The organism is Bacillus sp. (in: firmicutes) (assembly GCA_017656295.1).
Taxonomy (GTDB): domain Bacteria; phylum Bacillota; class Bacilli; order Bacillales; family JACDOC01; genus JACDOC01.
The window spans coordinates 233,564-258,507 of record JACDOC010000002.1; the positions used below are offsets into that span (position 1 = coordinate 233,564).

The following is a 24,944-nucleotide window of genomic DNA, read 5'->3' on the forward strand; positions in this document are numbered from 1 at the left end:
TTATGAAAATTATAGTCCAAAAGTTTGGCGGTACGTCTGTTCGCAATGAACAGGGCCGCCAAATGGCTCGTAAACATGTTGAAACAGCATTGAAAGACGGCTATAAAGTAGTAGTCGTCGTTTCTGCGATGGGACGCAAAGGAGAGCCGTACGCAACCGACACCCTTTTATCGCTTGTCGGTGGAACCGAAGCACTGATTAGTAAACGGGAACTCGATTTACTCATGTCTTGTGGCGAAGTCATTTCAAGCGTTGTTTTTTCCAATATGCTGCTAAGTCATGGGATTCGAGCAACGGCTCTTACAGGTGCTCAAGCTGGTTTTCGAACCAATAATGACCATACGAACGCTAAAATTATTGAGATGAAATGTGAACGATTATTGAAAGAACTAGAGTCTTACGATGTCGTAGTCGTCGCTGGGTTCCAAGGAGTTGGAAAAAATGGAGATATCACTACGATTGGAAGAGGAGGTAGTGATACTTCGGCAGCGGCGTTAGGGGCAGCATTGAACGCAGAATGGATCGATATCTTTACGGATGTCGAAGGGATTATGACGGCTGATCCACGAATCGCCGAAAAAGCGCGTCCCCTTTCTGTTGTGACGTACAATGAAGTATGTAACATGGCGTATCAAGGGGCTAAAGTTATTCATCCACGTGCGGTCGAAATTGCGATGCAAGCGAAGATTCCGATTCGTATCCGTTCGACGTATTCCGATGGACTTGGTACGCTTGTCACCTCATTAAATAAGCAAAAACAAGGGACAGATGTTCGAGAGCGGACAGTTACTGGAATTGCACATGTAAGCAACATCTCCCAAATTAAAGTATCGGCCAAAAAAGACCAATACAATCTTCAATCAGAAGTATTCAAGGCGATGGCGAATGAACATATAAGTGTCGATTTCATCAATATTTCACCAACAGGAGTTGTTTATACGGTTTCTGAAGATATTACGGATCGGGCGATTGAAATTTTACAAAAATTAGGTTATGAGCCGGAAGTGGAGCGCCATTGTGCGAAAGTATCCGTTGTTGGAGCAGGAATTGCTGGTGTTCCAGGAATTACATCCAAAATTGTAACAGCGTTATCAGACCGAGGCATTCGTATTTTACAGTCGGCAGATAGTCATACAACGATATGGGTATTAGTAAAAGAAAGTGATTTAGTAGAAGCAGTAAACGCCTTACACGATGCATTTCAATTACAAGAAGACACCTTTGAATTAGAGCAAATGGAGTAGAGGTGAAATAATGATGGTTCAATTTGGACGTATCTCGACAGCAATGGTGACCCCATTCGATCGTCGAGGAAATATTGACTTTCAAAAGACGACGCAACTTGTAGAATATTTAATTAACAATGGCTCCGATTCGTTAGTCGTTGCTGGAACGACAGGTGAATCACCAACTTTATCAACTGAAGAAAAAATCGCCTTGTTCCGACATGTTGTGAAAGTGGTCGATGGCCGAGTGCCGGTTATCGCGGGAACAGGAAGCAACAATACTCGTCAAACGATCGAATTAACGAAAAAAGCGGAAGAAACAGGCGTAGACGCAATCATGCTTGTTACGCCGTATTATAATAAACCAAATCAAAGAGGGTTATTCGAACATTTTCGCTCCGTTGCTGAAGCCACGACCTTACCTATCATGCTGTATAATGTTCCAGGACGAACGGTTACGAATCTAGCACCAGAGACGATTATTGAGCTAGCGAAAATCGACAATATCGTGGCGGTTAAAGAAGCAAGCGGCAACTTAGATGCGATGACGGAAATTATTGCTAATACGGATGATCATTTTGTGTTGTATAGTGGTGATGATGGCTTAACATTACCAGTTCTGTCCATAGGTGGAGTGGGTATCGTCTCAGTGGCTTCACATATCATTGGAAATGAAATGCAAGAAATGATTCAACTATTTTTACAAGGGAAGGCAATTGAAGCAGCTAAAATGCACCAAAAGCTACTTCCATTAATGAGAGGTTTATTCGCTGCCCCAAGTCCTACACCAGTAAAAACAGCGCTCCAAATTAAAGGTCTCGACGTTGGTTCCGTGCGCTTACCACTCGTCCCGTTAACGGAAGAAGAAAGAGTGACATTAACGAACTTGTTACAAAATTATTAATGGGGAAAGCTATCGCCATGGTTGGTGATAGCTTCCTCTTTTTTTTTCACGAGAAAAAAATCATTAGTTAATTTTGGTTGTACATCATTTTTATCATCAAGTATAATAAACTTAACTCGCCTTGATCGGGGATTTCTACATAGGAGGAAACAAAAATTGAATACACGAACGAACGAAAGCATCAAAATTATTCCACTTGGAGGAATGGGAGAAGTAGGAAAAAACATGTACGTGGTGGAAATAGACCACGAAATGTTTATTGTTGATGCGGGTATAAAGATTCCAGAGGACGAAATGTTTGGAATCGATTTAGTCATTCCTGATATTACTTATTTGGAAGAGCAGAAACACCGCATTAAAGGCATTTTTTTAACACACGGTCATGAAGATGCCATCGGAGCTTTATCTTACGTCCTGAGGAAAATTAAAGCGCCAGTGTACGGGACAAAATTAACAGTCGCTTTAGCCAAAGAAAAATTAAAAGAACAAGAATACCGTGGAGAGGCTAAGTTTTATACGATTCATTCCAAAACGCGACTTCATTTTGATACCGTGGACGTTTCATTCTTCCGCACGACCCATACAATACCTGATTCGGTCGGTGTTTGCTTCCATACGTCTGAAGGAGCCATTGTCGTTACGGGAGATTTTAAATTTGACCAAGGAGCGGCTCCGTTATATCAAGCAGACATAGGGAAAATGGCGAAAATCGGAGAAGAAGGGGTACTTTGTTTGTTATCTGATAGTACAGAAGCGGAAAGACCGGGCTATTCGACGTCGGATGCGGCCATTGCCCGTGAAATGTCGGATGCCTTCCACTCAGCAAAAGGGCGAATCATTGTCGCTTCGTATGCAGCGAATTTAAACCGCATCCAACAAGTGTTAGATGCAGCGTATGAAAATTATCGTAAAGTCGCGTTTGTAGGAAAAAGCATTAAACGAGTATTTGATATTGCTCATCAGCTCGGATATTTAAGCGTTCATGAAGATACGATTATTCCAATCCAAGACATTGATCAATATCCAGATGATGAAATTGCGCTGTTAACAACAGGGTCTCACGGTGAACCTTTAGAAGCATTACAAAAAATGGCGAAACAATCGCATAAACAAGTGAATATTAAGCAAGGTGACACCGTTTTAATTACCGCAACACCAACACCAAATATGGAGTTAGCGATGTATAAAACGGTCGATATGTTGTATCGGGCGGGAGCAATGGTTATTATGAACTCTCGGAAAGCGTATGCTTCAGGACACGGTAGCCAAGAAGAACTAAAAATGATGATTAACTTAATGAAACCAAAATTTTTCATCCCGATTCAAGGTGAATATCGTATGTTAAAAGCCCATGCGAAGTTGGCTCAATCAGTAGGGGTGAAAAAAGAACATATTTATATCCCAGATAAAGGAGAAATCGTTGAAATTCGTAATGGTACTATTCGACCAGGTGGCCGTGTACCTGCAGGCAACGTGTTAATTGATGGTATTGGTGTAGGCGATGTGGGGAACATTGTATTGCGTGACCGAAAATTACTTTCAGAAGACGGTATTTTTATTGTGGTTGTTACATTGAATAAGAAAGAGAAGAAAATTGCTTCAGGACCGGAAATCATTTCGCGTGGGTTTGTCTATGTTCGTGAATCCGAACATTTAATGGAAGAATCGATCAGTTTAGTAAAAGGGATTGTAGAACGGAACCTGTCCAAAGAATCCTTTGAATGGTCGAATATTAAACAAGAAATCCGTGATTCGTTAAATCAATATTTGTTTGATCAAACGAAACGAAGACCAATGATATTACCAATTATTATGGAAATATAATGGTGTAGGATGCTCTTAATGTTGAGCATCCTTTTTTATTGACCTGTATGATTCCCAAAGGAGAGCGAATACTAAACGGTAGGAAGAAAAAGCAATTGCCTCAAACAAAAGGAGGAATTGCAAGAAAGGGGATTTCTAATATGAATCACCAGTGGGAAGCACAGCAAGAATCACCATCGAAAGAAGAAAAGAAATCGGAGCTTGTAGAAAAAATTCAACAGCTGGGTGCCACAAATGTACCCCAGTTATCTCCAGAGACGAATATCCATTGCTTAACAATTGTTGGACAAATTGAAGGACATATGCAGCTTCCACCTCAAAATAAAACAACCAAATATGAGCATATTATTCCGCAGCTTGTCGCCATTGAGCAAAACCCAAAAATTGAAGGATTACTCGTTGTGTTAAACACGGTAGGTGGAGACGTTGAAGCCGGTTTAGCTATTTCTGAGATGCTCGCCTCCCTTTCAAAGCCAACGGTCTCCATTGTGCTAGGGGGAGGACATTCCATTGGGGTGCCGATTGCGGTCTCGTGTGATTATTCTTTTATTGCCGAAACAGCGACGATGACCATTCACCCGATACGCTTAACAGGATTAGTCATTGGAGTTCCCCAAACGTTTGAATATTTAGATAAGATGCAAGAGAGAGTGGTACGTTTTGTCGTCAAACATTCCAAAATTTCAGAGGAAACATTTAAAGATTTAATGTTTGCGAAAGGAAATCTAACTAGGGACATTGGAACAAATGTCGTTGGCGCTGACGCAGTGAAATTCGGATTAATTGATGAAGTAGGTGGAATTGGAATGGCCATGAATAAACTCAACGAACTTATTGAAATAAACAAAAAGGAAGGGATGGTTCAATGATTCTTCATACGACCGTTCCATACGAATTAATGTTTCCATTACCAACGAACGAATATTACAAGCAAAAGCTCGTCACCTTTCAAGGAATTCCGATGATTGTAGAAAAAGAACAGGAGCGTTATCGCATCGTTCGTATATTAAGCAGCAATCCCTTTCATTACATGATGGAACAATATACACCTGGGCAATATATTTCATTAAATTAAAGGGAAACGTTTCCTGAACAAATGTTCTGTGATATAATAAGGAATACATGAATAGCAGCCGATGAGGGCTGCTTTCTTCATTCTAAAGGAAAAAAGGCATAGTAATAGGTGATAAAATGTCAAAGAAGAAGAAGCGGTCGAAGAAGCAAATAGATATGAAACGGACAATTCAATTTGAAATTATCGGATTATTATTGATGGCTATTAGCACGATTTCTATTGTACAACTAGGTGCCGTAGGTCATGCAGTAGTTTACTTTTTTCGTTTTTTCTTAGGAGAATGGTACATGGTGGGCTTAATTGGCATGTTTGCTATAGCAGGGTATTTGATGATTGAACGAAAAGTACCATTCTTATTCCACCGAAAGCTAGTTGGAACGTACATTATTCTTTTAAGTATGTTACTTTTAAGTCATGTGAAGCTGTTCGAATTGTTGTCTAATCATGGTGCAATCAAGAATCCTAGTGTCATAACAAATACGTGGGAATTATTTTGGCAAGAAGTGAAAGGAGAAACGTCAACCTCCGATTTAGGAGGGGGAATGGTTGGTGCGATTTGTTTTGCCGTAGCCTATGTATTGTTTGATACAAGTGGAACGGTCCTATTTTCCTTTGTTCTTATGATGGTCGGGGCCATTCTGATTACAGGGAAGTCGTTTGGTGAGTGGATTGGAAAAATTGGTGGAAAACTTTTCTCCTTTTTCACAAATCAATGGTCTGCTTTTAAACAAGATATGAAGCAATGGACAGAAAAACAAGCGCATAAGCAGAAAACAAAAAAACAACAAAAGGAACAATCTAGTAATGAACCAGCTGAAGATGGGGAACCTTCCGAGGAACAATTGACGATTGAAACGTCAGAGCCGATTATCTCAAGCTTTACTGAAAAAGTGTATGATGTTGAACAAGAAAATAGAGAAGCGGTTGAAGCTCAATCTTCATCGAGTGATAATAGGAAAACGACAATCAAAGAAGACCAAAAAGAAACAGAAGAAGAAGCTGTGGCACCAATGACCTTTGCAGAGGTAGAAAATGAAGATTATCAATTACCGCCACTTCATTTATTAAAACGACCGAAAAAAGCGGATCAATCAAGTGAATATGAATTAATTCATGCCAATGCCGCTAAACTCGAACGAACGTTCCAAAGCTTTGGGGTAAAAGCACGGGTGACCCAAGTTCATCTTGGCCCTGCCGTAACGAAATACGAAGTTCATCCAGATGTCGGAGTAAAAGTTAGTAAAATTGTGAGTTTAAGTGACGATTTAGCTTTAGCGTTAGCGGCAAAAGACATTCGTATTGAAGCTCCAATCCCTGGAAAATCGGCTATTGGTATTGAGGTGCCAAACTCAGAAGTGGCAGTAGTATCATTGCGAGAAGTGTTAGAATCGAAAGAAAACGATAAACCTGATGCGAAATTATTAATCGGACTTGGACGAGATATTACTGGAGAAGCGGTATTAGCCGAATTAAATAAAATGCCCCATTTATTAGTGGCAGGTGCAACAGGAAGTGGAAAAAGTGTTTGTATTAATGGAATTATTACAAGCATTTTAATGAGAGCGAAACCTCATGAAGTAAAGTTAATGATGATTGACCCGAAAATGGTTGAGCTTAATGTATATAACGGTATTCCACATTTATTAGCGCCAGTAGTGACCGATGCGAAAAAAGCATCCCAAGCATTAAAAAAAGTCGTTAGTGAAATGGAACGCCGCTACGAATTGTTTTCCCATACGGGTACGAGAAATATTGAAGGGTATAATGAGTTTGTGAAACGCCATAATTTAGAGACAGGTGAAAAACAACCACTGTTACCATATATTGTTGTCATTGTTGATGAGCTGGCAGACTTAATGATGGTTGCTTCCAATGATGTAGAAGATTCTATTACTCGGTTAGCCCAAATGGCAAGAGCGGCTGGTATTCATCTTATTATTGCGACACAACGACCATCCGTGGATGTCATCACAGGCGTCATTAAGGCTAATATTCCTTCACGTATTGCTTTTGCGGTATCGTCCCAAACGGACTCACGTACAATTTTGGACATGGGCGGAGCGGAAAAACTGTTAGGACGTGGTGATATGCTGTTCTTACCAGTTGGGGCATCGAAACCGATTCGTGTTCAAGGAGCTTTTCTGTCCGATGAAGAAGTAGAAGAAGTGGTAAACTTTGTTATCTCACAACAGAAGGCCCAATACCAAGAAGAAATGATTCCTGACGATCAACCAGATGCAACGGAAGACGTGGACGACGACTTATATGAAGAAGCTGTCCAATTAGTTGCTGAAATGCAAACAGCTTCCGTATCTATGCTTCAACGCCGATTCCGAATCGGTTATACACGAGCGGCTCGGCTGATTGATGAAATGGAAGCAAGAGGGATTGTCGGACCATATGAAGGAAGTAAGCCTCGAGCAGTATTAATTCCTAAACCATCAGAGGAACAAACATCATAAAAATGAATGTAAAAAATACAGGGGAACGACCCCTGTATTTTTTTAATAATAAAAGGTTAGATGTCTGACAACAACGAAATATGTTATACTATTAAAAACGCTTACATTACCATGTGAAAAAATCACTAAACGGTTTACTTTTTGAAACAAGAATAAAATTTGACAAAAAATACTAATTATATCCAGTATTGTAACCGTTTTATTACCTTTATTTAGGTAAAATGACAAACTGAAAATTTTGATTATTTTTTATTTGTATTTTTTCGACAAAATTGCACAATTTCTATTTATTTATTCGAAAAAAAATGATATATTAATTCTCGATTAGTAGGAATGAAATCAGAGGTCTGATGTCTTAAGAAAGTTTGGTGGTGGTTCCAGTCATGAGTATTAAAACAGATAACAGACATTTATACTTACAAGTCATTGACAAGTTAAAAAAAGATATTGAAGCAGGGGTGTACAAGGAAAAAGAAAAGCTTCCTTCTGAATTCGACCTTTCGAAGCAACTGGGTGTAAGTCGCGCGACATTACGTGAGGCTTTACGAATTTTGGAGGAAGAAAATGTGATTATCCGACGTCATGGTGTAGGGACATTTGTCAACTCCAAACCCTTGTTTTCATCAGGGATTGAGCAACTAAATAGCGTTACGAACATGATCAAGCAAGCAGGAATGGAACCAGGTACCATCTTCTTAAGTTCAACCACCCAAGGTGCCACAGAAGAGGATGTTCGCCGGTTTTCCTGTGACTTGGACGATGAGTTCGTCTTAATTGAGCGTGTTCGAACGGCTAACGGTGATCCAGTCGTCTATTGTTTAGACAAAATCCCTAAAAAAGTGTTTCCAGAAAATTTTACACATAAAGACGGCTCCATTTTTAACATGTTAGAGAATGAAGGGGACCGTAAAATTACACATGCCGTTGCCCAAATCGAACCGCTTGGGTATCACGAGAAAATTTCTCCGATTTTAGAATGTGAACCGGAGACGGCTTTGCTTGTACTTAAGCAGCTACACTATGATGAAATGGATGAGCCGATCCTCTATTCTGTGAACTATTTTCGGGCGGACAAGTTCAGCTTCCATGTTCTTAGAAAGAGGGTATTTTAATCGGACCGAATCCATTTCTACTAATTACTTTTAAAATAGGGGGTACAATTACATGAAAAAGCGTAAATTTGGACTAGCACTTTCACTTGTTCTTGCAGCTGGAACTCTTTTAGGCGCATGCGGAACGAAAGATGGAGAGACTGGAGCTGGAAACAAAGAAGACACATTCTCTGTAGCGATGGTTACGGACGTTGGAGGCGTGGATGATAAATCCTTCAACCAGTCCGCATGGGAAGGATTACAAAAATTCGGTGCAGACAATGGTCTTGAAAAAGGTAAAGGTGGATATTATTACTTACAATCTGCAAGTGATGCGGATTATAAAACAAACTTAAATAAATTAGTACGCGATAACTTTGATTTAATTTACGGTATTGGTTTCTTAATGACTGATGCGATTTCCGAAATTGCAGACCAAAAACCTGAAGCTCATTTCGCGATTGTTGACTCTGTTGTTGAAAAACCAAACGTAGCAAGCATTACTTTTAAAGAGCACGAAGGTTCATTCCTTGTAGGTGTTGTTGCTGGATTAACGACAAAAACAAACAAAATTGGTTTCGTTGGTGGTATGGAAATTCCATTAATTGAAAAATTCGAAAGCGGATTCCTCGCTGGTGTAAAAGCTGTAAACCCTGAAGCAACTGTTGATGTACAATATGCAGGAGCGTTCGACCAAGCGGACAAAGGTAAAGCGATTGCATCAAGCATGTATGCGAATGGAATCGACGTTATTTACCATGCGGCAGGAGCAACTGGTAACGGTGTTTTCTCTGAAGCAAAAGACTTAAAAACAAAAGATCCGAACCGTGAGATTTGGGTAATTGGTGTTGACAAAGACCAAGCGCCTGAAGGTGTTGTAACAGTTAATGACACAACATACAACGTAACATTAACTTCGATGGTTAAACGTGTTGACGTAGCTGTTTATGATTTAGCTACGAAAGCAATGAACGGAGAATTCCCTGGTGGAGAGGTAATCGAATACGGTCTTGACCAAGATGGTGTTGGTATTGCTCCAACTCAAGACAACATTTCAGAAGAGGTACTAACTGAAGTTGAAAGCTGGAAACAAAAAATCATTAACGGAGAAATTCAAGTTCCGAAAACTCGTGAAGAGTATAAAGAATTTGAAGCTTCTTTATAAGAAAAATATGGAACTGAATAAAAGGCTAGTGTAAGCTAGCCTTTTTATTCGCCATAAAACCATCAAATGAAAAGCTACAAAAGACGGGCTGTAGCTTTTCATTTGATGATTTTATCATGCCCATGCAAGGAGTGAAATTCGAGTGGAATATGTAATTGAGATGCTCAATATCCGCAAAGAGTTTGGGAATTTTGTGGCGAATGATAATATTACGCTCCAAGTTAAACAAGGAGAAATTCATGCGCTTTTAGGTGAAAACGGTGCTGGTAAATCGACATTAATGAACGTTCTTTTCGGCTTGTACCAGCCAGAAGCAGGCGAAATTCGCGTTAAAGGGAAATCGGTAAAGATTACCGATCCTAATGTCGCTAATGAATTAGGAATTGGAATGGTTCATCAGCATTTTATGCTTGTCGATACATTTACGGTAACTGAAAACATTATTTTAGGTAGTGAACCGACAAAAGGTGGAACAATCGATATAAAAAAGGCAGAACAAGAAGTTCGTGAGCTTTCTGAGCGATATGGATTAGCGGTTGATCCAACAGCGAAAATTGCTGATATTTCCGTTGGGATGCAGCAACGAGTTGAGATTTTAAAAACATTATACCGCGGGGCAGACATCTTAATTTTTGACGAACCGACAGCGGTGTTAACACCTCAAGAAATTCAAGAATTGATTCAAATTATGAAAGCCCTTGTAAAAGAAGGAAAGTCGATCATTTTAATCACACACAAACTGAAAGAAATTATGGAAGTGTGCGATCGCGTGACCGTTATTCGCCGTGGAAAGGGGATTGGTACGTTAAATGTATCGGATACAAACCCAACTGAATTAGCGGAATTAATGGTCGGTCGCCAAGTTCAATTTACAACGGACAAAGAACCTGCTAAGCCAAAGGACAATGTGCTTGAAATTAAAGATTTAGTTGTCAAAGACGCACGTGGAGTAACAACAGTAAATGAATTAAATTTAACCGTTCGTGCAGGAGAAATCGTTGGTATCGCTGGTGTTGACGGTAACGGTCAATCCGAACTTATCGAAGCCATCACGGGTTTACAAAAGGTGGAATCCGGTTCCATATTACTTAATGGAAAGGATATAACGAATTTACCGCCACGGAAAGTGACAGAAGCGGGGGTTGGTCATATCCCTCAAGACCGTCATAAACATGGTCTCGTACTCGATTTTCCGATTGGCGAAAACATGGTTTTGCAAACTTACTACAAAGAGCCTTACTCTAAAAATGGTATTTTAAATTTCAAAAACATCTATGAAAAAGCACGCCAGTTAATCAAAGAATTTGACGTACGGACACCTGATGAATATACAAAAGCGAGAGCGCTTTCCGGTGGTAACCAACAAAAAGCCATTATCGGCCGAGAGGTGGATCGCAATCCAGACTTACTAATTGCCGCCCAGCCCACACGTGGTTTAGACGTAGGGGCGATTGAATTTATACACAAACGACTCATTGAACAGCGAGATCAAGGAAAAGCCGTTCTTCTTGTGTCGTTTGAACTGGATGAAATTATGAATGTAAGTGACCGTATTGCCGTCATCTATGAAGGAAAAATTGTAGCCATTGTCGATCCAAAAGAAACGGATGAACAAGAACTAGGATTATTGATGGCTGGTAGTAAACGTAAGGAAGAAGGTGTTTCTTCATGAATGGAAGTCGATTCTCAGGAATATTCATCCCTGTTTTAGCCGTATTTTTAGGAATTTTAGTAGGATCAATTGTGATGTTAGTGAGTGGCTTTAACCCGATTGCAGGTTATTCCGCTTTATTATATGGGGCGTTTGGGGATAGCTATTATATTGGTGAAACGATTCGGCAAATGACGCCTTATATTTTAGCTGGACTTGCGGTTGCGTTTGCGTTTCGCACCGGCTTATTTAACATTGGTGTCGAAGGACAATTAATTGTTGGTTGGTTAGCTGCTGTTTGGGTTGGTGTTTCGTTTGAATTACCGAAAATCATTCATCTTCCATTAGCGATTTTAGCAGCGGCAGCAGCCGGAGCACTTTGGGCCTTTATCCCTGGATTTTTAAAAGCCCGTTTTAAAGTGCATGAAGTAATCGTGACAATCATGATGAACTATATTGCTCTACATGTTACAAACGCCATTATTCGTTCCGTATTATCTGATAAAGGGTTTAAATCTGAAACAATTTATCCAACCGCATCTTTACGCTCGTCGTTTTTAGAGTCCCTAACGGATTATTCAACGATGCACATGGGTATTTTAATCGCCTTATTAGGTGCAATGATCATGTGGTTTTTATTAGAAAAAACCACAAAAGGATACGAGTTACGTGCGGTTGGTTTTAACCAACATGCGTCTCAATACGCAGGAATGAACGTTAATCGTAATATCATGTTAGCAATGGTTATTTCAGGTGCTTTTGCTGGTGCAGCTGGTGCAATGGAAGGGCTCGGAACCTTTGAAAACATCTCTGTTAAAGGTGGATTTACCGGCGTTGGATTCGATGGAATCGCTGTTGCCTTACTTGGTGGTAATACTGCCATTGGTGTCGTGTTGTCTGCGTTATTGTTCGGTGCCTTAAAAGTTGGTGCACTCGAAATGCCGTCAAGTGCAGACGTTCCAACCGAACTGGTTGATATCATTATTGCACTGATTATTTTCTTCGTTGCGTCAAGTTACTTAATTCGTCTCATTTTAACTCGTTTGAAAAAGGAGGGAAAATAAGTGGACATTTTAAATGCTTTACAAATTATCGTTCCATCAGCAATCTTTTTCGCAGCTCCACTTATTTTCACTGCTCTTGGCGGTGTATTTAGTGAACGATCTGGTGTAGTAAACATTGGTTTAGAAGGATTAATGGTTATTGGTGCGTTTGTTGGGATTGTGTTTAACTTAACGTTTGCTGACCAACTTGGTAGTCTCACTCCGTGGATTGCCATGATAGCGGCAATGATGATTGGAGCTATTTTCTCATTAATGCATGCGGTAGCTTCCATTTCATTCCGTGCCGACCAAGTGGTTAGCGGTGTCGCCCTTAACTTCTTAGCCATTGGTTTAACGTTGTTTTTAGTCAAATTAATTTATGGAAAAGGGCAAACGGATCAAATTCAGGTTTATTTTAACAAAATTGATATCCCTCTATTAAGCGATATACCGCTAATCGGACCATTATTTTTCTCAAACGGATACATTCCTTCATACATTGCGATTGGATTAGCGTTTGTCGTATGGTTTGTCATATACAAAACTCCATTTGGATTACGTTTACGTTCTGTTGGTGAACATCCGATGGCGGCTGATACGATGGGGATCAATGTGACAAGAATGCGTTACGTCGCTGTAATGCTTAGTGGAGCTTTAGCCGGTGTTGGTGGTGCGGTATATGCAACGATTATCTCCCGTGACTTTACTCATGCAACGATTTCCGGACAAGGATTCATGGCGCTAGCGGCGATGATTTTTGGAAAATGGCATCCACTCGGCGCGATGGGCGCAGCATTATTCTTCGGATTTGCTCAAAGTTTAAGTATCGTTGGACAATCGGTTCCGTTCTTACAAGACGTTCCAACCGTCTACTTGTTAATTGCTCCATATGTGTTAACGATTTTAGCGTTGACAGGATTCATTGGCCGTGCAGACGCTCCGAAAGCATTAGGGGTTCCATACATTAAAGGAAAACGATAACTCGGTTAAGCTGGTAAAACCATGTTTTTACCAGCATTTTTTATTTTTGCTACAATGGATGAAAAAAGGAGGAATTTTTGTGTTAAAACAATTCCACATCACCACGAAAAAGAGAGATGAAATGGTAGAAATTACGGATATCGTTAGAGGCTACCTTCAATCGTTAAATGTTCAAGACGGCGCGGTCATTGTCTATTGTCCACATACAACGGCTGGCATTACGATAAATGAAAATGCCGATCCAGATGTAAAAAGAGATATGATGAATCGGTGGAATGATCTGATTGTGTGGAATCATCCGGAAGACAGGCACTTTGAAGGAAACACAGCGGCACATATGAAAGCAAGTTATGTCGGCGCCTCTCAACATGTCATTGTCTCAAATGGTGATTTATTACTAGGGACATGGCAAGGGATTTATTTTTGTGAATTTGATGGTCCACGAAATCGGACGTTTTATGTAAAAGTATTGAAATAAGGGTAAGAGTAAATAAAAGAGTTTTAAGCCCATTGGAATACAATCTTGGGTTTGTTCTTTGGGGTGTAATAGTAAACCTAATACTTTGTTTTTAGGCTCTACCCTGATATAACTGTGGATAACTTTTGCTGTTATTTAACTCATCGATGTGCCAATTTTTATTGGCATGGGTGTCTGTTAAACGATACTGTTGATTTTATACATTACGCTTGTGGCGGACGCTTTCCGCGGGCAAGCCACTTCCCTCGCTACGCTCAAGTATGGGTCTTGCGGCTTCTTGTTCCCGCTGGAGTCGTCGCCGTGAGAATAACTTGCTAAAAATCAACAATGACAGATAACATAGCCATTAAGAAAAAGAATTGTTTAAACGGTTGGCAAAAAGCCCCGAATATTTTCGGAGCTTTTTGTCATGTTAGTGTGGAATAAAGGGATTTTGGTAGGAAATAGGATTTTATTCGTGTTCCGTAACGATTTGCCAACGAATTCCGTATTTGTCTTCGACGCGCCCAAACATGGCCCCCCAAAATGCTTTTTCAAATGGCATGATCACTTTACCACCTTCGGAAAGTTTGGTAAACGCGTTACGAGCTTCCTCTTCTGTTGAAAATTCTAACGTTAAATCAAGAGCAGCTCCTCTTTCAACATCTTCTACCGCGTCCGCCATAAAGAACGTAATCCCTGCTGCTTGAAGTACAAGATGCATTACTTTGTCTTTCAATTCTTCCGGCATATTTGGTGCTTCAGCAAACGTCAAGACGTTTACAATTTCTCCGTTTAACGCTTGTGCATAAAATTCTGCTTGTTTACGTGCGTCTTCAGAGAATATGTAGGGATACAATTTAGCCATAACCTACACTCCTTTTTTTGAAAGTTCCCACAAATAGAGGGTTAATTAGATTATAGAACATACGTTCGATATTTTCAATACTTTTTTATTAATTAATTCCTTTTTGTATTTTTGTCAGTATTCTCTCTTTATTTGGAAAAATCCTTTCCAATTGAGGAACAAAATTGAAAACATACAATAAACAATGTATAGTTATAATACATTTACATAAAAATAAGTATGTATTTTTTTGTTTTCATTAGATACGCAAAGGAGGTTCGACATCATGGCGACCTTACGTGAACAAGTCTCGAAAAAAAATGGATACACGTTACATGTTTTATGTACTGACCAATTTAAAACAAATACAATCGTGTGGAAAATGAAGGCACCCTTGTCTCGAGAAACCGTTACATTAAGGGCATTGTTACCGCACGTGTTACAAAGTGGAACAAATAAGCTCCCTTCAACTACTGAGCTTCGTTCGTATTTAGATAATTTGTATGGGGCCAATTTATTCGTCGATTTAGCCAAAAAAGGGGAATACCATGTTATGACGTTCACCCTAGAAATCGCGAACGAAAAGTTTTTAAAAGATTCTACTCCGCTTTTAAAAAAGGGGATGGAGTTTATCACCGATTTGTTTTTCCACCCTCATACAGAAGATGGCGCCTTTCATCTGCAAACGGTTGAAAAGGAAAAACGGACATTAAAAAAACGTATTCAATCCGTATACGATGATAAAATGCGTTATTCAAGTGCTCGTTTAGTAGAAGAAATGTGTGAAACGGAACCTTATGCTCTGCAAGCGAACGGGGTTTTAGAAGATGTAGATGCCATTTGCGCTAAAACACTTTACGAATATTTTCAACAAGCGCTACAAAAGGATGAAATCGATGTTTACGTCATCGGAGATGTGCAACTAGATGAAGTTGAACAATATGCAGATGAGTTGATCTCGCTAAATGACCGGACACCAGAGCTAGTATCTCATACTTCGCCTCGTAATCGCTCAGAAGTAAAAATTGTGAAAGAACCGCAAGACGTTCAACAAGGGAAGTTAAATATCGGTTATCGGACCCATGTCACTTATCAAGATGAAGAGTATTTTGCATTGCAGCTTTTTAATGGAATTTTCGGCGGTTTTTCCCACTCCAAACTATTTATGAATGTAAGGGAAAAAGCAAGTCTGGCTTATTATGCAGCAAGTCGATTGGAGAGCCACAAAGGATTAATGATGGTTATGTCTGGAATCGACGTAAAAAACTTTGATCAGGCCGTTCAAATTATTGATGAACAATTACAAGCGATGAAAAAAGGGGAGTTTTCGGAAGCGGAACTCGAACAGACAAAGGCAGTTTTACAAAATCAAATTCTTGAAACAGTCGATACACCTAGAGGAATGGTAGAAATCCTTTACCATAATGTTGTCGCTCGGACCAATCGGTCACTTGATGAATGGATGGAACGGATTCATCAAACAACCAAAGAAGAGATTATCGATGTTGCACAACGAGTGGAAGTAGATACGATTTACTTTTTAACAAGTTTGGAGGGAGAACAAGCGTGAAACAAATCGTTTTTGATCAATTAAAAGAAACGTTATATTATGAGAAATTACCGAACGGTTTAGATGTGTATCTTCTCCCGAAAAAAGGCTTTAATAAAACTTTCGCTACATTTACGACGAAATATGGGTCGGTAGATAACTATTTTACTCCGTTAGGAAAAAACGAGTACGTGAAAGTACCTGATGGAATTGCTCATTTCTTAGAGCACAAACTGTTTGAAAAAGCCGATGGCGATGTGTTTCAACAATTTAGTCGGCAAGGAGCTTCTGCCAACGCATTTACTTCATTTACTCGAACGGCTTACTTATTTTCAAGTACGTCAAATGTGCGTGAGAATTTAGAGACGTTAATGGATTTCGTGCAAGATCCGTATTTTTCTGACCAATCAGTAGAAAAAGAAAAAGGCATTATTGGCCAAGAAATACGTATGTATGATGATAATCCCGACTGGCGGCTTTACTTCGGCTTAATTCAAAATATGTACCATCACCATCCAGTCAAAATTGATATTGCTGGAACGGTTGAATCGATTTCCCATATTACGAAAGAATTATTATATGAGTGCTACTATACCTTCTATCATCCGAAAAACATGCTGTTATTTGTCGTTGGGGCGATTGATCCGGATGAGACGATGGAGCAAATTCGTACGAATCAAGAAAAGAAAACCTTTAAAGGGAACGGAGACGTTGAGCGATATCAGGTGGATGAACCCGTTTCTGTAGCAGAAGCATCAAAAGAATTGCGAATGAACGTGCAAACACCGAAATGTTTAGTCGGAATAAAAGCGATTGACGTCCATCAATCAGGAAAAGAAATGTTAAAAAATGAATTAACGATTAATGTGATGTTAGATATGTTATTCGGAAAAAGTTCTCCAATTTATTTTGATCTATACGAAGAAGGTCTCATCGATGAAACGTTCTCCTACGATTATACCCAAGAAAACGGCTTCGGCTTTGCGATGGTCGGTGGAGATAGCGCACGTCCAGATGAATTAGTGAAAAAGCTGAAACAAGTGTTACTAGATGCGACGAACGGTAAATATTTATCTGAAGAAGGATTAGAGCGAACGAAAAAGAAAAAAATTGGTGGCTTATTACGAGCTCTCAACTCTCCTGAATTTATCGCCAACCAGTTTACACGATATGCGTTTAATGATATGAATTTATTTGATGTTGTCCCAACCCTCGAAGAAATTACGTTTGCCGACATTCAAGCGGTAACGAAGCGTTTTGTAGAAGAAGAGCGTATGACCGCATGTTATGTGTTACCAAAAAACGGAACTAGTTAAATCGCTGAATTGGTTCAGCGATTTTTTCTTGAGAAAGGATGAAAGAAAGTTATGAAATTTGCCTTAATCACAGGGGCGAGCGGTGGAATCGGTCAAGCAATTGCTATACAGCTAGCTCAGGAAGGGTGGAATTTATACCTACATTACCACTGTCAAAAGCATGTGATTGAAAAACTAACAGAACAATTAGCACCCTTTAAAGGAGAATATATTCCCGTTTGCGGGGATTTAAGTACAAAAGAAGGTGTATCACACGTTCTTAATCAATTGTTTACCGTTGATGCACTTGTCTATGCCGCTGGAAATGCACCGTACGGATTGCTTGTTGACATGGACGATGACACGATTGAACGTACGATTGAGCTACACGTTTTGAGCCCACTACGTCTCGTTCGCTGTTTGTTACCAAAAATGAAAAATGGGAATATCGTTTTCATCAGTTCCATTTGGGGACAGACGGGAGCCGCGTGCGAGGTTGTTTACTCTACTGTTAAAGGCGCTCAAATTTCATTTGTAAAAGCGTTAGCGAAAGAAGTGGCATCTCAAGGAGTTCGCGTCAATGCAGTTGCACCAGGAGCTGTTCAAACGAACATGCTTCAAGCATTTACCGAAGACGAATTACGTGCACTAGAGGAAGAAATTCCTTTGGGTCGCCTAGCCAAACCGGAGGAAGTCGCTCAAGCGGTTTCTTATTTATTAAGTGAGCGTGCGTCATACATTACGGGGCATATTCTTTCGGTCAATGGTGGATGGTATACATAACTTTTTCTAAATAGGGAATGCATATTTTTAACTTCCTGTCACAAACTAACGTTGACACCGGAAAAGGAGGTTAATTACAATGTCTGTTTTAGATAACTGGCAACAATGGAAACATTTTTTAGGTGATCGCCTCGATCAAGCAGAAAAAGCAGGTATGTCAGAACAAGTTATTTCTGACCTCGCGTATCAAATTGGTGATTATTTAGCTAACAAAGTACAACCGAAAAACGAACAAGAAAAAGTATTAGCTGATTTATGGTCGGTAGCGAGTGAACAAGAGCAGCACGCACTCGCCAACATGATGGTTCGACTTGTTCAAAACGATCAATAAACTTATCTATATTTATTTAAAGTAAGCGTAAGAATTCTTATGCTTACTTTTTTTATGAAAATGATTGATGAAATTTTGATAAATGAACAAAATTAGTTAATTTTATAACAATTTCTTTATTTATCATGTTTTCCTTTTCTCTTATCATAAAATCATATATGATAGACACTAGATGAGTATTTTTATCTATAAGCAACCTAACAGTAAATTGAAGGAATTATTTGGAGGGTGACGGATGGAAAAACAAGAATGGTATTTAGAATATGAAATTCAAAAAAACCGTCCAGGATTGTTAGGCGATATTTCATCCCTGTTAGGTATGCTTTCTATTAATATCGTCACCATTAACGGGGTGGATGAAGGACGTCGAGGCCTGTTATTGTTAGCTGATAGTGAGAAGCAAATTATTCGTTTAGAATCAATATTACAAACAATGGATACGATAAAAATAACAAAGCTTCGTGAACCAAAACTAAGGGATCGCCTAGCTGTTCGCCATGGAAGGTACATACAGCGTGACGCCGATGATAAAAAAACGTTTTGTTTTGTGCGGGATGAATTAGGACTATTAGTCGATTTTTTGGCTGAGCTATTTAAACAAGAGGGGCACAAATTAATTGGGATACGGGGGATGCCTAGAGTCGGAAAAACCGAATCGCTCGTTGCCGCTAGTGTTTGTGCCAATAAACGATGGTTATTCGTTTCTTCGACCTTGTTAAAACAAACCATCCGTAACCAACTCATCGAAGACGAATACAATGCGGAAAATATTTTCATTTTGGACGGAGTCGTATCCACACAAAGGGCCAATGAACGTCATTGGCAACTCGTTCGGGAAATTATGCGGTTACCGGCTGTAAAAGTCGTCGAACATCCTGATGTTTTTGTCATGAATTCGGAATATTCAATGGATGATTTCGACTACATTATTGAGCTTCGAAATGACCCTGACGAAGAAATTACATACGATTTAGTGCAAAAAAATAATCTTTTTAATAATAATGATTTTTGTGGATTTGATTTTTAATAGTGGAAGGTGTTTATCTTGACGGAATTAGGACTTCGATTACAAGAAGCACGAAAGGAAAAAGGATTGTCTATTGAAGATGTTGCGGAGATAACGAAAATTCAAAAGCGTTATTTAATTGGACTTGAAGAAGGAAATTATGATATTATTCCCGGTAAGTTTTACGTTCGGGCATTTATTAAGCAATATGCGGAAGCGGTTGGACTTGATCCTGACCAAATTTTTGAAGAATATCAAAACGAAATTCCAAGTGCCATCCATGATGAATTGCCTTCTCAACTCTCTCGGGTTCAATCACGAAAGAAACTTTCACCTGGATCATCTAAGTTGGTGGAGTGGGCCCCAAAAGCGTTGATTGGATTATTTATTGTAGGTGCTCTCGTTCTTGTCTATTATCTCGTCCAAAAGTACGCAGGTTCTTCTCCAGATGTAGTGGAAGAAGATCCGGCTTATCAAGATCGAGTTAATATTGAACAAGCAAACGGAGCCGATTTACCTGTTGAAAGTATTGACCAAGAGGAAAAAGAAAATAACGAAGAAGACCAACAAGCTGATGAACCTGAAGAAGTGGTTGAAGAACCGAAGCAAGAATTGAACGTTTTGGAAACGAAGGGGTCGTCAACCACATATGAACTAGTGAATACGGACACGTTTGAATTAACAATTAATTCGTTAGGTGAAACATGGGTTGAAGTATATGATTCAAATAATAAACAATTACTTGGGGAAACATTAGTCCAATCCCCGAAAAGCCCAAATCAAAAACAAAGCGTCACGTTTGATATGTCAAATGAAAAACAAGTCCGTATTCGCATCGGACGGGCACCGGATACGGAAATTCAAGTAAATGGTGAGCCGTTACAATATGCGATATCACCAACAGAACGAGATGTTCAAACAATTACAATTACATTTACTCCACCAACGGAGTAGCTTTGTAGTTGGTAGCTCAAGTTTCTGAGCTACCTTTTCTCACGTCTTGATTTTTATGATGGAAGTATGATAGTATTTGCCTAAAAAAGAGAGACTACCAATGTTTGGGGGTTATGGATTTGAACTTGCCAAATAAGATTACGATTTCACGTATATTATTAATTCCCCTCTTTTTATTGTTTATGTTAGTGGATTTTCAATGGGGGACTGTCGATTGGTTTAATGAATTGATTCCGGTCGAACATATCATCGGTGCCTTGATTTTTATCATCGCTTCGACGACCGATTGGATTGATGGGTATTACGCACGAAAATATCATTTAGTTACAAATTTAGGGAAATTTTTAGACCCGTTAGCTGATAAACTTCTCGTTTCAAGTGCATTAATTGTTCTTGTCGAACTTGGATTTGCTCCGTCGTGGATCGTTATTGTTATCATAAGTCGTGAATTCGCAGTAACCGGTTTACGCCTTGTCCTTGCGGGTGAAGGGGAAGTGGTTGCGGCCAATATGCTTGGAAAAATTAAAACGTGGACGCAAATTGTTGCGATTTCCGCGTTATTATTACATAACATTCCGTTTTCAAGCATCTCGTTTCCGTTTGCGGACATTGTGCTTTGGGTAGCCACTTTCTTCACCATTTGGTCAGGTTGGGATTATTTTTATAAAAACCGTCACGTTTTTCGCCATTCCAAGTAAGGATGGAGGCTTATTCGAATGAATGCTGAAATTATTGCCGTTGGTTCTGAACTACTGTTAGGTCAAATTGTGAACACGAACGCCCGATTTTTGTCCGAACGGCTAGCTGAAATTGGAGTGAATGTGTATTTTCATACCGTCGTTGGTGATAACCCTAATCGGTTACAACGAGTCATTGAGGAAGCGGAACGCCGAGCAAATCTAATCATATTCACGGGAGGCCTTGGCCCAACGAAAGACGATTTGACCAAGGAAACCATTGCGAAACATTTGGGGAAAAAATTAGTCATGGACGAACAGGCTTTGGCAGTGATTTCCTCCTATTTTCAAAAAGTGAAACGTCCAATGACGGAAAACAATAAAAAACAAGCCCTTGTTCTTGAAGGGTGTCGCGTATTGCCAAATGATGTTGGAATGGCACCGGGAATGTTTCTTACTCATCAGGGGCGTTCATACATGCTTCTTCCAGGGCCGCCGAAAGAAATGGAACCAATGTTTACTCAATACGGGTTGCCGGCAATTAAGGAGCAGTTGCAATCCAATGAACAAATCGTCTCACGAGTGCTCCGATTTTTCGGAATTGGTGAGGCACAGTTAGAAACAGAAATTGCTGATTTTATTGACCAACAAAGCAATCCTACGATTGCCCCACTAGCGAAAGACGGTGAAGTAACGCTTCGGTTAACAGCGAAAACCACTTCTTTAGAGGAAGCAAATCGGCTCATAGACGAAGTGGAGCAAATGATACGAGCTCGTGTAGGGAAATATCTGTACGGGTATAATGAGACGTCATTAATGGAGCAGACGGTCCGACAATTGAAGGAACAAAACTGTACAATTGCGTGTGCTGAAAGCTTGACAGCTGGCTTATTTCAAGCAGAACTCGCCAGTATTTCTGGGGTAAGCGAAATTTTTAAAGGGGGCGTCGTTTGTTACTCGAACGAAGCGAAAGTGAATGCAGTTGGCGTTCAAAAAGAAACCATTGTAAACGAAGGTGCCGTTAGTGAAGCGTGTGCGAAAGAATTAGCCGAGCGGATTCGAGAGCAATTCAATGCAACAATCGGTATTAGTTTTACCGGTGTTGCCGGTCCTGCTTCACTGGAAGGAAAACCTCCTGGAACGGTTTGGATTGGAATCTCTAATAAGAAAGAAGGGACAACCGCCTATCAATTGCAATTAGTGGGAAATCGAAATAGCATTCGCTCCCGAGCAGTGAAATATGGTTGTTATTATTTATTAAAAAAACTAGGTAAATAACCATAGCGGCCAACTGAATGGTCGCTGTTTTACTTTTTGGTGAGTGTTGTTAAGAGTAAAAAACGGTAACTAAGGGTAATTTTGAATGGGTATGAGTAAATCTACTCGAATATGAGAAAAATTTCATAGGTTAAGAGAAAAAATTCGGAAGTTAAGAGCAAAAATCGGTAGTATGAGCAAAAACCCGGATATTATGAGAAAAAACCGGAAGATTAAGAGCAAAACCGGGAAGTTAAGAGTAAAAAATCGAAAGTTATGAGAAAAAAACCGGAAATTAAGAGCAAAAATCGGGAAGGTAAGAGAAATAACCGGGTAGTATGAGCAAAAACCGGAATTATGAGCCAAAACCACTTGTTATGAGTAATAACTGCAAGTTAAGAGCAAAACCTAGAAGTTATGAGTAAAAAATCGAAAGTTATGAGAAAAAAACCGGAAATTAAGAGCAAAAATCGGGAAGGTAAGAGAAATAACCGGGTAGTATGAGCAAATACCGGAATTATGAGCCAAAACCACTTGTTATGAGTAATAACTGCAAGTTAAGAGCAAAACCCGGAAGTTTAGAGTAAAAAATCGAAAGTTATGAGAAAAAAACCAGAAATTATGAGAAAAAAACCGGAAATTAAGAGCAAAAACCGGGAAGGTAAGAGAAATAACCGGGTAGTATGAGCAAAACCCGGAAGTTAAGAGCCAAAACCCGATAATTATGAGTAAAAAGCCTAACAAATAAGCAATTCACAAAAAAGCTAAGACTTTTATTTGACTTTTCAGATATTTATTTAAAAAAAAGAATCCCAATAAAATTTTTCTACATTTTTATGCATGTGGTTCCTAAAATTCTCATTTGAAGTTATATAATGGAAAAAACAATCGAATAAATGTTCGATTTTTTACTTGGCAAATGCAAAAAAAACGTTTATAGTAAAGATAGGTTCAGTTTTGAGATGATACCCGCATGCGGGATGAAATAAAGGAGGAACTAGAGTGAGTGATCGTCAAGCGGCCTTAGAAATGGCATTGAAACAAATTGAAAAGCAATTTGGTAAAGGGTCCATTATGAAGCTAGGGGAACAATCCGAGCGGAAAATTTCAACTGTACCGAGCGGTTCGCTAGCTTTAGATGTGGCTTTAGGTGTTGGGGGGTACCCTCGTGGGCGTATTATCGAAATTTACGGTCCTGAAAGTTCAGGTAAAACAACGGTAGCTCTTCATGCCATTGCAGAAGTTCAAGCGCTAGGTGGACAAGCGGCTTTTATCGATGCAGAGCACGCATTAGACCCTGTGTATGCACAAAAGCTTGGAGTTAATATTGATGAGCTTTTACTTTCTCAGCCGGATACTGGAGAGCAAGCGCTAGAAATTGCAGAAGCACTTGTACGAAGTGGAGCTGTCGACATTATCGTCATCGACTCAGTTGCTGCGCTTGTACCGAAAGCAGAAATTGAAGGTGAGATGGGAGATTCTCACGTAGGTTTACAAGCACGCCTAATGTCCCAAGCGTTGCGTAAACTTTCCGGTGCGATTAACAAATCAAAGACGATTGCTATTTTCATTAACCAAATTCGTGAAAAAGTAGGTGTCATGTTTGGTAACCCTGAAACGACACCTGGTGGACGCGCATTAAAATTCTATTCTTCTGTTCGCTTAGAAGTACGTCGTGCCGAACAATTAAAACAAGGAAACGATATGGTTGGTAATAAAACGAAAATTAAAGTCGTGAAAAACAAGGTGGCGCCTCCATTCCGTACAGCTGATGTCGATATTATGTACGGAGAAGGAATTTCTAAAGAGGGCGAAATTATTGATATGGGATCAGAACTTGACATTATTCAAAAGAGCGGTTCATGGTATTCTTACGGAGAAGAGCGCCTCGGACAAGGACGTGAAAACGCGAAGCAATTCTTGAAAGAAAATCCAGACATTTGCAACGAAATCATGATGAAAATTCGTGAGCATTATGGATTAGAAACCCCTACTTCTGCTGAAGAAGGAGAACAGTTTGAACTCTTAGAAGAATAAATTGTGTGACCCTATAAGACATTCTAAAAAAGGATGGCGTATTTCGTCATCCTTTTCGTTTATATTGGAATCATTGTTCGATTGATCAACGATGTTTCAAGAAAAATACCAGCTGTTTCTATAGGGGGAAAAATGCAAGTGATGAAAATAAGTGGAAATAAAGGGGATTCGTGCAAGGAGTATGAGTAAAATTATTGTGGGCAAAATTTAACCCCCTCATTTGTTGAGGGAACGTTAGAACGCTCAACAAATGAGGGGGCCACCAAGCGAAAGCGCGGTAGTTAATAAGCAAATAACATGAAAAAGAGGGTTACTCCTTGGTAGAATCT

22 protein-coding genes are annotated in these 24,944 nt (G+C 39.6%); 21 read left to right on the forward strand and 1 reads right to left on the reverse strand.

The window, feature by feature from the left end; genetic code table 11:
- Positions 1-2 precede the first annotated feature (2 nt).
- From dapG to H0Z31_03960, 12 genes are all read left to right on the forward strand, one after another.
- Complete coding sequence (gene dapG / locus H0Z31_03905) at positions 3-1,244, forward strand: aspartate kinase (protein MBO8176585.1); 1,242 nt, start codon at positions 3-5, stop codon at positions 1,242-1,244.
- Between the two features lie 13 nt (positions 1,245-1,257).
- Positions 1,258-2,130, forward strand: coding sequence for a 4-hydroxy-tetrahydrodipicolinate synthase (dapA, locus tag H0Z31_03910; protein MBO8176586.1), 873 nt, complete (start codon positions 1,258-1,260; stop codon positions 2,128-2,130).
- Between the two features lie 156 nt (positions 2,131-2,286).
- On the forward strand, positions 2,287-3,954 hold the full coding sequence (locus tag H0Z31_03915; GenBank protein ID MBO8176587.1) for a ribonuclease J: 1,668 nt from the start codon (positions 2,287-2,289) through the stop codon (positions 3,952-3,954).
- 140 nt (positions 3,955-4,094) lie between these two features.
- Entirely contained in the window at positions 4,095-4,823 is a 729-nt protein-coding gene (locus H0Z31_03920) for a ClpP family protease (protein MBO8176588.1), read from the forward strand.
- Positions 4,820-5,029, forward strand: a complete 210-nt coding sequence (locus tag H0Z31_03925; protein ID MBO8176589.1) for a YlzJ-like family protein — start codon at positions 4,820-4,822, stop codon at positions 5,027-5,029. Before H0Z31_03920 ends, H0Z31_03925 begins: the two co-directional genes overlap by 4 nt.
- Positions 5,030-5,145: 116 nt before the next feature.
- Complete coding sequence (locus H0Z31_03930; protein ID MBO8176590.1) at positions 5,146-7,491, forward strand: DNA translocase FtsK; 2,346 nt, start codon at positions 5,146-5,148, stop codon at positions 7,489-7,491.
- Between the two features lie 383 nt (positions 7,492-7,874).
- Positions 7,875-8,603 (forward strand): GntR family transcriptional regulator, encoded by a 729-nt coding sequence (locus tag H0Z31_03935; protein ID MBO8176591.1) that lies wholly within the window; start codon positions 7,875-7,877, stop codon positions 8,601-8,603.
- A gap of 52 nt (positions 8,604-8,655) precedes the next feature.
- Complete coding sequence (locus H0Z31_03940) at positions 8,656-9,747, forward strand: BMP family protein (protein ID MBO8176592.1); 1,092 nt, start codon at positions 8,656-8,658, stop codon at positions 9,745-9,747.
- Between the two features lie 142 nt (positions 9,748-9,889).
- Positions 9,890-11,419 carry an ABC transporter ATP-binding protein gene (locus H0Z31_03945; GenBank protein MBO8176593.1) on the forward strand — a complete coding sequence of 510 codons (1,530 nt, stop codon included), beginning with the start codon at positions 9,890-9,892 and terminating at the stop codon, positions 11,417-11,419.
- Positions 11,416-12,462, forward strand: coding sequence for an ABC transporter permease (locus H0Z31_03950; GenBank protein ID MBO8176594.1), 1,047 nt, complete (start codon positions 11,416-11,418; stop codon positions 12,460-12,462). Before H0Z31_03945 ends, H0Z31_03950 begins: the two co-directional genes overlap by 4 nt.
- A complete protein-coding gene (locus H0Z31_03955) occupies positions 12,463-13,422 on the forward strand; it encodes an ABC transporter permease (GenBank protein ID MBO8176595.1) in 960 nt (319 codons plus the stop codon).
- A gap of 58 nt (positions 13,423-13,480) precedes the next feature.
- Positions 13,481-13,900, forward strand: coding sequence for a YjbQ family protein (locus H0Z31_03960; GenBank protein ID MBO8176596.1), 420 nt, complete (start codon positions 13,481-13,483; stop codon positions 13,898-13,900).
- 451 nt (positions 13,901-14,351) lie between these two features.
- Here H0Z31_03960 and H0Z31_03965 read toward each other — a convergent pair whose 3' ends face one another.
- Positions 14,352-14,747 (reverse strand): VOC family protein, encoded by a 396-nt coding sequence (locus H0Z31_03965; protein ID MBO8176597.1) that lies wholly within the window; start codon positions 14,745-14,747, stop codon positions 14,352-14,354.
- A 265-nt stretch (positions 14,748-15,012) separates the two neighbouring features.
- Here H0Z31_03965 and H0Z31_03970 point away from each other — a divergent pair, with 265 nt between their 5' ends.
- From H0Z31_03970 to recA, 9 genes are all read left to right on the forward strand, one after another.
- The gene (locus H0Z31_03970) at positions 15,013-16,296 is read left to right on the forward strand and encodes an insulinase family protein (GenBank protein ID MBO8176598.1); all 1,284 of its coding nucleotides are present in this window, start codon (positions 15,013-15,015) and stop codon (positions 16,294-16,296) included.
- Positions 16,185-17,591 carry an insulinase family protein gene (locus tag H0Z31_03975; protein MBO8176599.1) on the forward strand — a complete coding sequence of 469 codons (1,407 nt, stop codon included), beginning with the start codon at positions 16,185-16,187 and terminating at the stop codon, positions 17,589-17,591. Before H0Z31_03970 ends, H0Z31_03975 begins: the two co-directional genes overlap by 112 nt.
- 51 nt (positions 17,592-17,642) lie before the next feature.
- Positions 17,643-18,353, forward strand: coding sequence for an SDR family oxidoreductase (locus H0Z31_03980; protein ID MBO8176600.1), 711 nt, complete (start codon positions 17,643-17,645; stop codon positions 18,351-18,353).
- Positions 18,354-18,432: 79 nt separating this feature from the next.
- A complete protein-coding gene (locus tag H0Z31_03985; protein ID MBO8176601.1) occupies positions 18,433-18,684 on the forward strand; it encodes a DUF3243 domain-containing protein in 252 nt (83 codons plus the stop codon).
- Positions 18,685-18,919: 235 nt separating this feature from the next.
- On the forward strand, positions 18,920-19,711 hold the full coding sequence (locus H0Z31_03990; protein MBO8176602.1) for a DUF3388 domain-containing protein: 792 nt from the start codon (positions 18,920-18,922) through the stop codon (positions 19,709-19,711).
- A gap of 18 nt (positions 19,712-19,729) precedes the next feature.
- Positions 19,730-20,644: a helix-turn-helix domain-containing protein gene (locus H0Z31_03995; GenBank protein MBO8176603.1), complete on the forward strand. Its 915-nt coding sequence runs from the start codon at positions 19,730-19,732 to the stop codon at positions 20,642-20,644.
- 119 nt (positions 20,645-20,763) lie between these two features.
- Positions 20,764-21,342 (forward strand): CDP-diacylglycerol--glycerol-3-phosphate 3-phosphatidyltransferase, encoded by a 579-nt coding sequence (pgsA, locus tag H0Z31_04000; GenBank protein ID MBO8176604.1) that lies wholly within the window; start codon positions 20,764-20,766, stop codon positions 21,340-21,342.
- Positions 21,343-21,360: 18 nt separating this feature from the next.
- Positions 21,361-22,599: a competence/damage-inducible protein A gene (locus H0Z31_04005; protein ID MBO8176605.1), complete on the forward strand. Its 1,239-nt coding sequence runs from the start codon at positions 21,361-21,363 to the stop codon at positions 22,597-22,599.
- Positions 22,600-23,580: 981 nt separating this feature from the next.
- Complete coding sequence (recA, locus tag H0Z31_04010) at positions 23,581-24,615, forward strand: recombinase RecA (GenBank protein ID MBO8176606.1); 1,035 nt, start codon at positions 23,581-23,583, stop codon at positions 24,613-24,615.
- The last annotated feature ends 329 nt before the right edge of the window (positions 24,616-24,944 follow it).

Bases quoted from the DNA above. Each gene is read 5' to 3' on its own strand.
- H0Z31_03985 (MBO8176601.1), top strand. From the start codon at position 18,433: ATGTCTGTTTTAGATAACTGGCAACAATGGAAACATTTTTTAGGTGAT.
- H0Z31_03970 (MBO8176598.1), top strand. From the start codon at position 15,013: ATGGCGACCTTACGTGAACAAGTCTCGAAAAAAAATGGATACACGTTA.
- H0Z31_03925 (MBO8176589.1), top strand. From the start codon at position 4,820: ATGATTCTTCATACGACCGTTCCATACGAATTAATGTTTCCATTACCA.
- H0Z31_03960 (MBO8176596.1), top strand. From the start codon at position 13,481: ATGAAAAAAGGAGGAATTTTTGTGTTAAAACAATTCCACATCACCACG.
- H0Z31_03950 (MBO8176594.1), top strand. From the start codon at position 11,416: ATGAATGGAAGTCGATTCTCAGGAATATTCATCCCTGTTTTAGCCGTA.
- H0Z31_04005 (MBO8176605.1), top strand. From the start codon at position 21,361: ATGAATGCTGAAATTATTGCCGTTGGTTCTGAACTACTGTTAGGTCAA.
- dapG (MBO8176585.1), top strand. From the start codon at position 3: ATGAAAATTATAGTCCAAAAGTTTGGCGGTACGTCTGTTCGCAATGAA.
- H0Z31_03975 (MBO8176599.1), top strand. From the start codon at position 16,185: ATGGATGGAACGGATTCATCAAACAACCAAAGAAGAGATTATCGATGT.
- H0Z31_03990 (MBO8176602.1), top strand. From the start codon at position 18,920: ATGGAAAAACAAGAATGGTATTTAGAATATGAAATTCAAAAAAACCGT.
- H0Z31_03980 (MBO8176600.1), top strand. From the start codon at position 17,643: ATGAAATTTGCCTTAATCACAGGGGCGAGCGGTGGAATCGGTCAAGCA.
- H0Z31_03940 (MBO8176592.1), top strand. From the start codon at position 8,656: ATGAAAAAGCGTAAATTTGGACTAGCACTTTCACTTGTTCTTGCAGCT.
- H0Z31_03965 (MBO8176597.1), bottom strand. From the start codon at position 14,747: ATGGCTAAATTGTATCCCTACATATTCTCTGAAGACGCACGTAAACAA.
- dapA (MBO8176586.1), top strand. From the start codon at position 1,258: ATGGTTCAATTTGGACGTATCTCGACAGCAATGGTGACCCCATTCGAT.
- H0Z31_03935 (MBO8176591.1), top strand. From the start codon at position 7,875: ATGAGTATTAAAACAGATAACAGACATTTATACTTACAAGTCATTGAC.
- H0Z31_03930 (MBO8176590.1), top strand. From the start codon at position 5,146: ATGTCAAAGAAGAAGAAGCGGTCGAAGAAGCAAATAGATATGAAACGG.
- H0Z31_03920 (MBO8176588.1), top strand. From the start codon at position 4,095: ATGAATCACCAGTGGGAAGCACAGCAAGAATCACCATCGAAAGAAGAA.